Origin of the sequence: Mesorhizobium sp. M1428 (assembly GCF_040317515.1) — a bacterium.
In the GTDB taxonomy this organism is placed as follows: domain Bacteria; phylum Pseudomonadota; class Alphaproteobacteria; order Rhizobiales; family Rhizobiaceae; genus Mesorhizobium.
This window is the reverse complement of sequence record NZ_JAMYKT010000025.1, coordinates 1-12,774: the sequence shown is the minus strand read 5'-3', so window position 1 is coordinate 12,774 and position 12,774 is coordinate 1. Positions and strand designations below refer to the sequence as shown.

Sequence of the window (12,774 nt, the reverse complement as noted above, 5' to 3'; positions counted from 1 at the left end):
CTGCTCTAGAGAATTTCGCGGACGAAGCGATTGCGGACAAGCCGGTAGAACGGCACGGGACCGCCGGGGCTCAGCAGCGGATCCCGGGCGAGCCGCTTTTCCAGCTCCTCCAGGACCGTGCGCGTGATGTCTGGAATATCGGCTTGCCTGGCCCTGGCCAATGGCAACCAAACGACGTCTTCCAACTCATCGGTCGGACCGCCATCCGGCAGTTGCACCGCGACATCGTCGCGCCATGCCGCGAGAAAGCGCGTATCGAAGCGGCGCACCCGGTTGGGCGGGGTGATGGCGCGTGCGACGAAGTGTAGCGCTCGCAGTGATGGTATGACGCCGTGCTCGACAAAGCCCTGCCAGTCGCTCTTGGCGGTCGCGAAGGCGCCTTTTTGGCCGATCAGCAGGCCGGCCTCCTCGTAGGTTTCGCGGATTGCCGACATGGCAATGGCGCGGGCGCGGGCCGGGCTGGTGCGGCCGATGCCGGCGGTCAATCTCGCTTCTTCCTCAGGATGAAGTGCGGTGGCTGTCGGAATGCGGCTGTCGGCCGGATCTGTGCGGCCGCCGGGAAACACGAATTTTCCCGGCATGAAGGCATGATCGGCGTGGCGCCGGCCCATCAGCACCAGGAACTCGTCGCCCTTGCGGTCAAGCAGGATCAGCGTCGCGGCGTCACGCGGGCGTATAGGCTTGGCATCGAGCGCGATCCGCTCAACCTTGTCGATTTCCGCCTTGGTCATAACGTCCATGCGCTCGACCTAGCGGAATCTTCTCCGATGCGAAAGTGGCGTCCAGCCATGCCGATTGCGCCAGCCTCGGTTTCAAGCCTCGGGATGCGACTCGATCAGATCTTCTTCACCGCCAAAGCCGTGCATATAAAAGGCCCATTGCAGGCCGATGACAGCGCCCTTGACTGGCTGCAGCAGGACGACGGCGAGAATGATGGTCAATGGCACCCAGATGGCGATGTGCTGCCAGGTCGACAGCGTCGAGGTCGCCTCGACACCCATGAAGGCGCCGAGCACGATGTGGCCGACAATGACGACCACGAGATAGGCCGGCAGGTCGTCGGCGCGATGGTGGTGGAGCTCCTCGCCGCAACGATCGCATTTATCGACGGTCTTGACGAAGGCGCGAAACAGCTTGCCCTCGCCGCAATGCGGGCAGCGGCCGAGCATGCCGCGCTTCATTGCCGTCCATAGCGGCCGGGCGGTCCGGCCCGAGTGATGTTCGCCGCCGAAAACCCGTTCTTCCACCTGCAGTTCTGTTGGCATTACCGTCTCCTGCCGCGCGTGCCTGGACGCGATTGCGACGCCCGGGCGCGGCCTTTGGCCTTGTGGAACGACCGTTTGGAGCCGGGCAGCGGCTTTGGCTCGGTCAGCATCTCGAAACGCATCGCGCCGGCCATCGGCGCCACCTCGATCAGGCGAACCTCGACGCGATCAGCAAGCTGATAGCCCTTGCCGGTGCGTTCTCCGAAAAGCGATCGAGCAGTTTCGTCGTATATATAGTAGTCGCCGCCCAGGGTTGAAACCGGAATGAAGCCATCCGCGCCATACTGCGGCAATTGGACAAACAGGCCCGATTTGGTGACGCCCGAGATGCGGGCGTCGAAACGGTCGTCGATGCGCTCGGCGAGATAGGCGGCGATCAGCCGGTCGACCGTGTCGCGCTCGGCGGCCATAGCGCGCCGCTCGGTCGCGGAAATCAGTGCCGAGACCTCTTCCAGCCGCTCCGCCTCGTCCTGCGTCAGGCCCCCCGGACCAAGGCCGAGTGCGGCAATCAGCCCGCGATGCACGATCAGGTCGGCATATCTGCGGATCGGCGAGGTGAAATGCGCATAGCGCTTCAGGTTGAGGCCGAAATGGCCGATATTGGCAGGCGAATATTCGGCTTGGCTCTGCGAGCGCAGCACCACTTCGTTGACTAGCCCCTCATTGTCGGCGCCGCGCACGCGAGCGAGGATGCCGTTGAACTGGTTCGGCCGCATCTGCGCGCCGCGCGCCAGCGACAGGCCTAGCGTCTGCAGGAATTCACGCAGCGAATCCTGCTTGGCGAGCGAAGGCGCATCGTGGATGCGGTAGACCAGCGCCTGCCGCTTCGCCTCGAGTGTCTCGGCGGCGGCGACATTGGCCTGGATCATGAACTCTTCGATCAGTTTGTGCGCGTCGAGCCGCTCCGGCACGACGACCTTGTCGACGGTGCCGTCCTGCTTGAGCAGGATCTTGCGCTCGGGCAGATCGAGCTCAAGCGGCTGGCGCGTGTCGCGGCCGCGCTTCAGGATCGCGTAGGCGTCCCATAGCGGCTTCAGCACCGCATCGAGGATCGGGCCAGTCGTGTCGTCCGGTGCGCCGTCGATCGCCGCTTGCGCCTGCTGATAGGCAAGTTTCGCGGCCGACTTCATCATGACGCGATGGAACGAGTGTCTGAGTTTGTGGCCATCGGCCGAGAAAGTCATACGCACCGCTATCGCCGGACGATCCTGGCCCTCGCGCAGTGAGCAGAGGTCGTTCGAGATGCGCTCCGGCAGCATCGGCACGACGCGGTCGGGGAAATAGACCGAATTGCCGCGCTTCAGCGCTTCGCGATCGAGTGCCGTGCCGTAACGCACGTATGCAGCGACATCGGCAATGGCGACGGTGACAACCACGCAGCCGGCGTTCTTCTCGTCGGTGTCGGGCATGGCGAACACCGCGTCGTCATGATCCTTGGCGTCGGCCGGATCGATGGTGAGCAGCGGCAGCTCGCGCCAATCCTCGCGGCCGGCAAGCGTCGCCGGCTTGACCGCCTCCGCCTCGGCGATAACGTCGGCGGGAAAAATATGTGGAATGTCGTGTGCATGGATGGCGATCATCGAGACCGCCTTTTCGCTGGCCAGCGACCCCAACACCGCCAGAACCTTGGCTCGCGGCAGCCCGTAGCGGGAGGCCCGCGCCGGCTCGACCTCGACCAGATCGCCGTTCTTGGCGCCGTTCTGGAATTCCTTGTCGACGACCAGCTCCGGCTGGCGCCTTTCCACCGGCTCGATGCGGAGCGTGCCGTCCTTCAGCACACGGAAAACGCCGAGAACCGAATCGGTGCGCTTCTCGAATATCTTCATCACCCGGCCGGTATAGGCCGGGCCTGCCGGATCGTCGGTCGGAAAGGTCTTGGCCAGCACGCGGTCGCCGATGCCCGGCGTCGGGCCATTGCCGCCGCGCGACACGCGGATCGCTATGACCGGAGGTTCGCCATTGCCAATCGCTTCGGTCGGGTGCGCCAGCAGCACACCGTCGGCGTCACGGCCGAAGATGTCGAGCACCGCGACGTGGGGCAGGGCGCCGACACGGGCAAGCCGCTTGCGCTCCTTGGTCAGCAGGCCTTCGTCCTGCAGGTCGCGCAAGACGTCCTTCAGCCAGATACGGTCTTCGCCGCGCAGCGCAAACGCCTTGGCGATGTCGCGTTTTCCGGCGCGGTCCGGATTTTCGGCGATGTAACGCAGTATCTCGTCGCGTGAAGGCCGGTAATTGTCCCTGACCTTGGCGCGGGTATCGGCGGTGCGCAGATCGCCGTGGCTTCTTCCGGAGACTTTGTGCGCCAACCCGTCCTATCCCTTTTTCCTGGCCGCCGGTTTTTTGGCCGCAGCCGGTTTCTTGGCAGGCGCGGCCGCTTTGCGGAAGGGCTTCCTGGCGCCATTGCCGCCCTTGGCTTCCTTTTCCGCAATGAGCGCAACCGCATCCTCGATAGTCACCGATTGCGGATCCTTGCCCTTCGGCAGCGTCGCATTGACCTTGCCGAAATTCACATAAGGCCCGTATTTGCCGTCGCGCACGACGATCTTGCCGCCGCCGGCAGGATGATCGCCAAGTTCCTTGAGCGCAGCGGCTGTGCCGCCATTGCGGCCGCCTTTGCCCTTCAATTGCTTCTCGGCGATCACCGAGACGGCGCGATTGAGGCCGATCGAGAACACGTCCTCGATGCTGTCGAGATTGGCGTAGGTGCCGTCATGCAGCACGAACGGCCCGTAGCGCCCCAGCCCGGCCGAAATCATCTTGCCGGATTCCGGATGCTTGCCGACGTCGCGCGGCAGCGACAAGAGGGCGAGCGCCTTTTCATGATCGATCGAATCGACAGTCCAGCCCTTGGGCAGGCTGGAGCGCTTGGCATCCTTGCCGTCGCCGCGCTGGATATAGGGGCCGAACCGGCCATTGCGCAGCGTGATCTCCTCGGCGGTATAGGGGTCCTTGCCGAGCACCTTGGTGCCGTCTTCGCCATTGCCGTTCTCGCCATTGGGATTGGCGGCGTCGCCGAGCTGGCGGGTGAAGGAGCATTCGGGATAGTTCGAACAGCCGACGAAGGCGCCGAACTTGCCGAGCTTCAGCGACAGGTTGCCGGTGCCGCATTTCGGACAGATGCGCGGGTTCGAACCGTCTTCGCGCGCGGGAAACACCAGCGGCGCCAGTTCCTCGTTCAACGCATCGAGAACGTCGGTGACGCGCAACTCCTTGATGTCGGCGACGGCGCCGGAAAAATCCTTCCAGAAATCGCGCAGCACGTCCTTCCAGGCGAGCTTGCCGTCAGAGATTTCGTCGAGTTTCTCCTCGAGCGAAGCGGTGAAGTCGTACTCGACATAACGCTCGAAGAAGCTTTCGAGGAAGGCTGACAATAGCCGGCCCTTGGCCTGTGGCACCAGCTTGCGCTTGTCGATGGTGACGTAATCGCGATCCTCGAGCGTCTTCAGGATCGCCGTATAGGTCGACGGCCGGCCGATGCCCAGCTCCTCCAGCTTCTTGATCAGCGAAGCTTCCGAATAACGCGGCGGCGGCTCGGTGGTGTGTTGGGTAGCGTTGATCGCCTCGCGTGTGAGCTGCTCGCCGGCACGGATCTCGGGCAGGCGGCGGCTTTCCTCGTCTTCCGAATCTTCTTCCTTCTGCTCGATGTAGGCGGCAAGGAAGCCGTCGAAGCGAACAACCGAGCCGACAGCACGAAGCTCGGCGGTGCGCGGGCCGTTGATGGCCTCGATCTCGACCGTGGTGCGCTCGATCTCGGCCGGCTGCATCTGGCTGGCGATGGCGCGTTTCCAGATCATCTCGTAAAGCCGCGCCTGGTCGGCGTCGAGATACTGCCTGACGGAAGCCGGCGTGCGCATGAAATCGGTCGGACGGATCGCTTCGTGCGCCTCCTGGGCATTCTTGGCCTTGGCGGAATAGACGCGCGGCTTTTCAGGCAGGTACTTGGCACCGAATTCCTTGGCGATCGCATCGCGTGCGGCAGAGATCGCCTCCGGTGCCATCTGCACGCCGTCGGTTCGCATATAGGTGATCAGGCCGGTGGTCTCGCCGCCGATCTCCATGCCCTCATAGAGCCGCTGCGCCACCTGCATGGTGCGGTTGGCCGAAAAGCCGAGACCCGATGAGGCTGCCTGCTGCAGCGTCGAGGTGGTGAAGGGCGGCCCGGGATTGCGCTTGGTCGGCTTGGCTTCGACCGACGCCGCCTTGAAGCTTGCGCCTTCGAGCATCGCCTTGATGTCGTCGGCCTGCGCCTTGTTGGAAATGTCGAGCTTTTGCAGCTTCTTGCGCTCGAAGGCGGTCAGCCGCGCCTCGAAATTTTCCTTGCGCGGCGTGCCGAGGATGGCGGCGACCTGCCAGTATTCCTCGCGGATGAAGCGCTCGATTTCGGATTCGCGGTCGCAGACCAGACGCAGCGCCACCGACTGGACGCGGCCGGCGGAGCGGGCGCCGGGCAGCTTGCGCCACAGCACGGGCGACAGCGTGAAGCCGACCAGATAGTCGAGCGCGCGGCGGGCCAGATAGGCATCGACCAGCGGCGCATCGATCTGGCGCGGATTGGCCATCGCCTCCAGCACCGACGCCTTGGTGATAGCGTTGAAGACGACGCGGCTGACCGGCTTGTCCTTCAACGCGCGCTTTTGCTTCAGCACTTCGAGGACATGCCAGGAGATCGCCTCGCCCTCGCGGTCCGGATCGGTGGCGAGGATCAGCCCGTCGGCGTCCTTGACCGCCTTGGCGATATCGGCGAGACGCTTTCCAGACGCGGTGTCGACGGCCCAGGACATGGCAAAGTCTTCATCCGGACGCACCGAGCCATCCTTGGCCGGGAGATCGCGGACATGGCCAAACGAGGCCAGAACCTTGTAGTTCTTGCCGAGGTATTTGTTGATTGTCTTCGCCTTGGCCGGCGATTCGACGACGACGACGTCCATACGGTCTCATATCAGTTGTGATGCGGCAGAAGAATTCCGCTGCGCGCGACGAAATCTCGTTCAATGTGTCGCTCACATGGCCGCGCTTTTGCATCGGGTCAAGGCCAAGCAGTCAAAATGCGGCCCTGTACCGAATGCGCAACCCAACGGCGCGCCATGCGATTTCCGCAATCCTGGACAAGGGAAATGGGCAGCCCATCGCTGGACAAGCCCGGCAATTGATCCTGGAGAACGGGACAAACTCTCCCGCGGATATAAGAGAAACATCCAGCACGCGCCAGCCCTGCTTGAACAGATGCTGTGAAGCGCGTGATCGGTAGCCCGGCATTTTGCTCGGACAGTCGCAAGGAATTACCGTGCTGAAAAGCTGGCCGCCGGGGCGGTTGGGTCGAGTTCCCAGGGACCAGCCGTGTTACCGCCTGTTACAGCGGATCAGAAGCTCAAGGCTTAGTCGGCCTTGGCGATATGCCAAACGCCGCCGACACCCTCGCCGGTGACGTCCCCGGCCTTCTTGTCCTTGATGAACGTGTAGAGCGGCTTGCCTTCGTAGGCCCACATCCTGGTGCCGTCGGTGCGGTCGACGATCGTCCATTCGCCCTCGGCCTTGGCGTTGGCGTCAGCCTTCAGCGGCGGCCAATTGGCGGCGCATTTGTCGTAGCAGTTCGACTTGCCCGTCTCGTCCTTGTCGTAGGTGTAGAGCGTCATGCCGCTGGCGTCGGTGTAGATCTTGCTGCCGCCGAGTTCTGCTTCCTTCCACGCCTCGGCGGCCAAGGACGCCGTGGTGCCGAGCAAAAGCGCGGCCATGCCAATTGCGATCGTTTTCATGGACTTCTCCCTGGATCATTCGAAAAGCGCGCGGAACAACGCAGCTTCGTTTGATCAACGCTGCCTGGCTGCCCTTTCTTCCCGGGCGGGCGTCGGCATTGCTACCCAATGTGATGGGGCCACGCGATGGTGATTGGCGGACGGCCGTTGTCGTAGCTATATGGCTGCGCAGTCATCGGGAGACGGAAATGGCATTGGACGTCGGCTATGTCAGCGCGATCGGGGCGGGAGCAATTTCGTTCCTGTCACCCTGCGTGCTGCCGCTGGTGCCGCCTTACCTGTGCTATATGGCCGGCGTGTCGGTCGACGATTTCCGCGGCGAGGCCGGCATTACGGCAAAGGCCGGTGCGCGCGGCGCGCTGGTTAATTCCTCCATCGCCTTCGTGCTCGGCTTTTCGACCGTCTTCGTCGCGCTCGGCGCCGGCGCCTCGACCATCGGCCATCTGCTGCGAGTCTGGCAGGAGCCGCTGGCAATGGCGGCTGGCGTGCTGATCATCCTGATGGGGCTGAATTTCCTCGGTGTACTGCGCATCCCTTTGCTTTCACGCGAGGCGCGCTTCCAGTCACAAGGCAAGCCGGCCAGCCTGATCGCCGCTTATGTCATGGGCTTGGCCTTCGCCTTTGGCTGGACGCCCTGTATCGGCCCGGTGCTGGGGCCGATCCTGACGCTTGCCGGCGGCCGCGAGACGGTGGGCGAGGGCGCGCTGCTGCTTGCCGCCTACTCGCTCGGCCTCGGTATTCCCTTCCTCGTTGCGGCGCTGTTTTCCGGCGCCTTCATGCGCTTTCTCGGGAAATTCCGCGTCCATCTCGGCCGCGTCGAAAAGGCCATCGGCGGGTTGCTGGTGGTCGCCGGCGTGTTTTTCCTGACCGGCGGCGTGCAGGCGGTGTCATACTGGCTGCTTGAGAATTTTCCGGTGCTGGGGCAATTGGGATAGGTTCCCGCCCGGCCGAAGCGCGAGGCCGTAGCTGCGGTGCAAGGCACCGCAGCTACGTGGTCCGTTCAACCTTCGAAATAGCCCGGCTGGTTGATATCGGCGATGAGCTCGGGTCCGCTCGGCGCCCACCCCAGCAGCGCGCGAGTCCGTTCGCTTGAGGTCGGGACATCCATCGCCGCGAACATCGCGAACCAGCCAAAATGATCGGCGGCTTCTTCCCCGGACTTGGCGACGACCGGCACGTTCAGGCGACGGCCGATCACGCCGGCGATGTCCTTGAACGGCACTCCTTCTTCGGCGATCGCGTGATATCGCCCGCCACCGGCTCCATGCTCGAGCGCAAACCGGTAGACGCGGGCGGCATCGAACCGATGCACGGCAGGCCAGCGATTGAACCCTTCGCCGACATAGGCCGACACGCCCTTCTTGCGAGCAAGGTCGATGAGGATCGGAACAAAGGCGTGGTCGCCCTGGCCATGGACCGACGGAGGAAGGCGAACAACCGACGCGCGCACGCCGCGTGCCGCCAGCGCGGCGGCTGTCGCTTCGGAGGCGCGGGGATACGAGGCGGAAGAGGGGACAGGCGCATCTTCCTCCGTCGCGACACGGCCCCGCGCCTGGAGCGCGGTTCCGGAGGTGACGAGCAGGGGCCGCTCGGAGCCTTCGAGTGCTCCGCCCAAGGCCTCGATGGCGCGCCGGTCCATCTCGCAGTTTTGCGCGAATTTCGAGAAGTCGTGGTTGAAGCCGGTATGGATCACGCCATCGGCTGCCGCTGCGCCCCTACTGAGGCTTTCGAGGTCTTCGAGGTCACCTCGATGCACCTCGGCTCCGGTGGCTGCAAGCGACTTGGCCGACGCCGCCGAGCGGGCGAGGCCGAGCACCTGATGGCCGGCGCCGATGAGTTCTTGAACGACGGCAGAACCGACGAATCCGGTCGCTCCGGTAACGAAAACACGCATCACGACTTCTCCTTGTTCATTTCTGACCACGACCATGCTCGCGGCTCGGTTGTATCGTGATAGGCGCTTGAGAAAATACGATCTATGCGGTAGAGTCCGTATTATCTTCGCAATCGTCCGGAATGACCTGTGGATCCCCTTTCAGATGTGCTCTCGCTGCTGAAGCCGCGAAACTATATGTCGGCCGGTTTCGATGCTGGTGGTGAATGGTCGATCCAGTTCCCCGACCAGCAGCAAAGCATCAAGACCGGAGCGGTGGTCTCCGGCCGGTGCTGGCTATCTGTGGAGGGCGTTGCTGACGCAGTGCGCCTTGAGACGGGAGACTGCTTCCTGCTGCCGAGTGGACGGCCCTTCCGCCTTGCAAGCGACATGAGCTTGACGCCTGTTGAAGCCGTCAAGATTTTTCCGCCCGCGCGAGCCGGCGGTGTCGTGACCCACAATGGCGGTGGTGATTTCTTTCTGGTCAGCAGCCGCTTCGCGCTTGGCGGGAATCATGCCGGCATCCTGTTGCGGATGCTGCCAGCCATTGTGCATATCCGCAAAGAGTCGGACCAGTCGGCGCTGCGCTGGTCGGTGGAGCGGATGATGCAGGAGCTGCGCGAGCCGCAGCCGGGCGGCTTTCTGGTGATTCAGCACCTCGCCCACATGATGCTGGTTCAGGCGCTGCGGCTGCATCTTTCGGAAGGATTGAAAGGTGGCATCGGCTGGCTCTTTGCCCTGGCTGACAAACAGATCGGCGCGGCGATCAGCGCCATGCATGACGATCCTGCGCATGGCTGGACGTTACAGGAACTGGCGGAACGGACCGGCATGTCGCGATCGACCTTTGCGCTCAGATTCAAGGAGACGGTTGGCGCGTCGCCGATGGACTATTTGACGCGCTGGCGAATGCTGCTGGCCGGCGACCGGCTGACGAATTCCAGCGATCCCGTCGCCATCATCGCGCTGTCGCTCGGCTACGAATCCGAAAGCGGCTTCAGCACAGCCTTCAAGCGGGTCATGAACTGTTCGCCACGGCAATACGGCCGTGGCCGAGCCCCCAGCTTCGCATCACGCAACGAGGCGGAAGCCGCCTGAGCCGATCGGCTTGAGCGTGTCGCGGGTTGGAGGTTCTACCGTCTCACCGGAATTTAACCGCATTGGTGCAGCATGCCGCCGGTGCTACTAACGCTTCGATTCCAGACCCCTTTCAACGGTTGCTGTCCCCATGAGCCAGAGATCCTGCCTATCCATCATCCTCGCCGCTGGCGAAGGCACGCGCATGAAGAGTTCAGTGCCGAAAGTGCTGCACACAATCGCCGGCCTGCCGATGGTTGCCCATGTCGTCAAGGCGGCTGAAGCCGCCGGCAGCGGCGATCTGGCGCTGGTGATCGGCCATGGCGCCGATGAGATGCGCAAGGCCGCAGTCAAGTTTGCGCCGAAGGCCGAGGCTTTCGTCCAGGAAAAACGTCTTGGCACCGCGCACGCCGTGCTTGCCGCACGCGCAGCAATATCAAAGGGTTATGACGACATCTTGGTGATGTTTGGCGACACGCCGTTGATCGATCCGGAAGCGCTCGCGGCGGCGCGGCTGAAGCTGGCCGAAGGTGCGGCCGTCGTCGTGGTCGGCTTCCGTACAGAGAATCCTTCGGGCTACGGCCGGCTTATCGAAAAGGCCGGCAAGCTCGTGGCCATCCGCGAGGAGAAGGACTGCTCGGACGAGGAGAAGAAAATCACCTTCTGCAATGGCGGGCTGATGGCGGTCGCCGGCAAGCACGCGCTGAAGCTGCTCGATGAAGTCGGCAGCAAGAACGCCAAGGGCGAGTATTATCTCACCGATATCGTCGAGATCGCCGCTGCGCAGGGACTTGATGTCGTCGCCACCGAAGCCAGTTTCGAGAACGCGCTCGGCATCAACAACCGTGCCGAGCTTGCCCAGGCGGAAGGTATCTGGCAGACGCGCCGGCGGCGCGAGGCGATGCTTTCTGGCGTTACGCTGATTGCGCCCGAAACCGTGTTCTTCTCGCACGATACCGAGATCGGCGCCGACACGATTGTCGAACCCAATGTCTGGTTCGGGCCGGGCGTAAAAATCGCCACGGGCGCCAAGATCCATGCCTTCAGCCATATCGAAGGCGCCACCATTGCGTCGAACTGCGATGTCGGCCCGTTCGCGCGGCTGCGGCCAGGGGCCGATCTGAGAAACAAGGCCAAGGTCGGCAATTTCTGCGAGGTAAAGCAGGCGATCGTCGAGGAGGGCGCCAAGGTCAACCATCTGACCTATATCGGCGATGCCCGCATCGGCGCAGGCGCCAATATCGGCGCCGGCACTATCACCTGCAACTATGACGGCTATTCGAAATTCTTCACAGATATCGGCGAGGGCGCCTTCATCGGCTCGAACTCCTCGCTGGTGGCGCCAGTGTCGATCGGTAAGGGCGGCTACATCGCCTCGGGCAGCGTCATCACCGAAAGCGTACCCGACGATGCGCTGGCCTTCGGCCGCGCCCGCCAGCGGACTCTACCCGGCAAGGGCAAGGCGTTGCGGGAGCGTTTTTCTTCGGCCGCGGCTGTCCGCAAAAAAGGGTAGACTAGCGAACTCAGCGACAAGCTGGATTTCGCCAACGATTGCATCGTTGAAGGCCGACAGGTCTTCAGATGCGCCCGGCTGCCGGCATGCTGGACGCTGTAACGGTCCAGAAAGCTGCGACGCACCTCGAAACGCGTCACGAAACCTGATCTGCTCGCGGGCACATTCCAGTCCCGGGCGATCTGGGTGGCATAGGCCTCGCTGGTGACCGGATAGAAGATCGGCTGATCGGCAAGTCGAGGCGGAAAGGCGCGCATCCCTGCCTTCTGGATCAACTCCAGTTCGCCAACCGGACGCCAAAGCGTCACCGTGTCGATTCGTTCGTTCATAGCCGCATCATGTCTTTGACTGATTTCTGGAGCCGTTGAGCCGAGATAGGATACATAAGCGGAGAAACTGAGCAATTGCAGTAACCGGATTGCAAGTGCGCCCTGTCATGGTGCATCTGTGCAGGATAGTCCGGCTGATATCGGACGAAATGGAATGTGATTTTTCGCGACAGCCCGGCAGTCTCTAAATAGCGCCGGGTTTAAGGTCGGAATCGGGGGCAAGCGCCATGTGCGGTATCGTTGGAATTGTCGGTAACTCGCCGGTCGCGCCGCTTATCGTCGATGCGCTGAAAAGGCTCGAATATCGCGGCTATGACTCGGCCGGCATCGCCACGATCGAGCATGGCAGGCTTGACCGCCGCCGCGCCGAGGGCAAGCTGGTCAATCTCGAGCGCCGGCTGAAGGACGAACCACTCGACGGCATGATCGGCATCGGCCACACGCGCTGGGCCACGCATGGCGTTCCGAACGAGAGCAATGCGCATCCGCATTTTTCTGACGGCGTCGCCATCGTCCATAACGGCATCATCGAGAATTTCGCCGAATTGCGCGACGAGCTGATGCGCGACGGCTACAGCTTCACGTCGCAGACCGATACCGAAGTCGTCGCTCATCTGGTGGCGCGCGAACTGGCCAAGGGGCTGAAGCCGGTTGAGGCGGCGCACAAGGCGCTGAAGCGGCTGGAAGGCGCCTTTGCGCTCGCCATCATGTTCAAGGGCGACGAGGATCTGATCGTCGGCGCCCGCAACGGCCCACCGCTCGCGGTCGGTCATGGCGATGGCCAGATGTTCCTTGGCTCCGACGCCATTGCGCTTGCCCCTTTCACCAATTCGATCACCTATCTGGAAGACGGTGACTGGGCGGTGGTGCGCCGCAACGAGGTCGATATCTTCGACATGGGCGGCAACAAGGTCGACCGCAAACGCCAACAGTCGCTCAGCACGAGCTTCATGGTCGACAAAGG

General features: G+C 63.1%; 10 protein-coding genes. 4 read left to right on the top strand and 6 right to left on the bottom strand.

Annotation, left to right across the window (positions count from 1 at the left end; all coding sequences use genetic code 11):
* Positions 1-5: 5 nt before the first annotated feature.
* The 5 genes from NKG60_RS25920 to NKG60_RS25900 all read right to left on the bottom strand — a co-directional run bounded on the left by NKG60_RS25920 (position 6) and on the right by NKG60_RS25900 (position 7,018).
* Positions 6-740, bottom strand: coding sequence for an NUDIX hydrolase (locus NKG60_RS25920; protein WP_352667883.1), 735 nt, complete (start codon positions 738-740; stop codon positions 6-8).
* A gap of 72 nt (positions 741-812) precedes the next feature.
* Positions 813-1,265 carry a DUF983 domain-containing protein gene (locus NKG60_RS25915; protein ID WP_352667881.1) on the bottom strand — a complete coding sequence of 151 codons (453 nt, stop codon included), beginning with the start codon at positions 1,263-1,265 and terminating at the stop codon, positions 813-815.
* Positions 1,265-3,571 carry a ribonuclease R gene (gene rnr / locus NKG60_RS25910; RefSeq protein ID WP_502912334.1) on the bottom strand — a complete coding sequence of 769 codons (2,307 nt, stop codon included), beginning with the start codon at positions 3,569-3,571 and terminating at the stop codon, positions 1,265-1,267. Before rnr ends, NKG60_RS25915 begins: the two co-directional genes overlap by 1 nt.
* A gap of 6 nt (positions 3,572-3,577) precedes the next feature.
* Complete coding sequence (gene topA, locus NKG60_RS25905; protein WP_352667878.1) at positions 3,578-6,193, bottom strand: type I DNA topoisomerase; 2,616 nt, start codon at positions 6,191-6,193, stop codon at positions 3,578-3,580.
* A gap of 447 nt (positions 6,194-6,640) precedes the next feature.
* Positions 6,641-7,018, bottom strand: a complete 378-nt coding sequence (locus tag NKG60_RS25900) for a COG4315 family predicted lipoprotein (protein WP_352667876.1) — start codon at positions 7,016-7,018, stop codon at positions 6,641-6,643.
* Between the two features lie 188 nt (positions 7,019-7,206).
* Between NKG60_RS25900 and NKG60_RS25895 the strand changes: the two genes are divergently transcribed.
* Positions 7,207-7,953 carry a cytochrome c biogenesis CcdA family protein gene (locus tag NKG60_RS25895; RefSeq protein WP_352667875.1) on the top strand — a complete coding sequence of 249 codons (747 nt, stop codon included), beginning with the start codon at positions 7,207-7,209 and terminating at the stop codon, positions 7,951-7,953.
* Between the two features lie 65 nt (positions 7,954-8,018).
* Here the strand turns inward: NKG60_RS25895 and NKG60_RS25890 are convergent, their stop codons facing one another.
* The gene (locus NKG60_RS25890) at positions 8,019-8,912 is read right to left on the bottom strand and encodes an SDR family oxidoreductase (RefSeq protein ID WP_352667872.1); all 894 of its coding nucleotides are present in this window, start codon (positions 8,910-8,912) and stop codon (positions 8,019-8,021) included.
* Between the two features lie 129 nt (positions 8,913-9,041).
* On the opposite strand from NKG60_RS25890, the gene NKG60_RS25885 reads away from it, so the two are divergent.
* The 3 genes from NKG60_RS25885 to NKG60_RS25870 all read left to right on the top strand — a co-directional run.
* A complete protein-coding gene (locus NKG60_RS25885; RefSeq protein WP_352975912.1) occupies positions 9,042-9,989 on the top strand; it encodes an AraC family transcriptional regulator in 948 nt (315 codons plus the stop codon).
* Positions 9,990-10,119: 130 nt separating this feature from the next.
* Entirely contained in the window at positions 10,120-11,481 is a 1,362-nt protein-coding gene (gene glmU, locus NKG60_RS25880) for a bifunctional UDP-N-acetylglucosamine diphosphorylase/glucosamine-1-phosphate N-acetyltransferase GlmU (RefSeq protein ID WP_352667869.1), read from the top strand.
* 556 nt (positions 11,482-12,037) lie between these two features.
* On the top strand, positions 12,038-12,774 hold a 737-nt coding region (locus NKG60_RS25870), incomplete at its 3' end, for a glutamine--fructose-6-phosphate aminotransferase (RefSeq protein ID WP_502912333.1).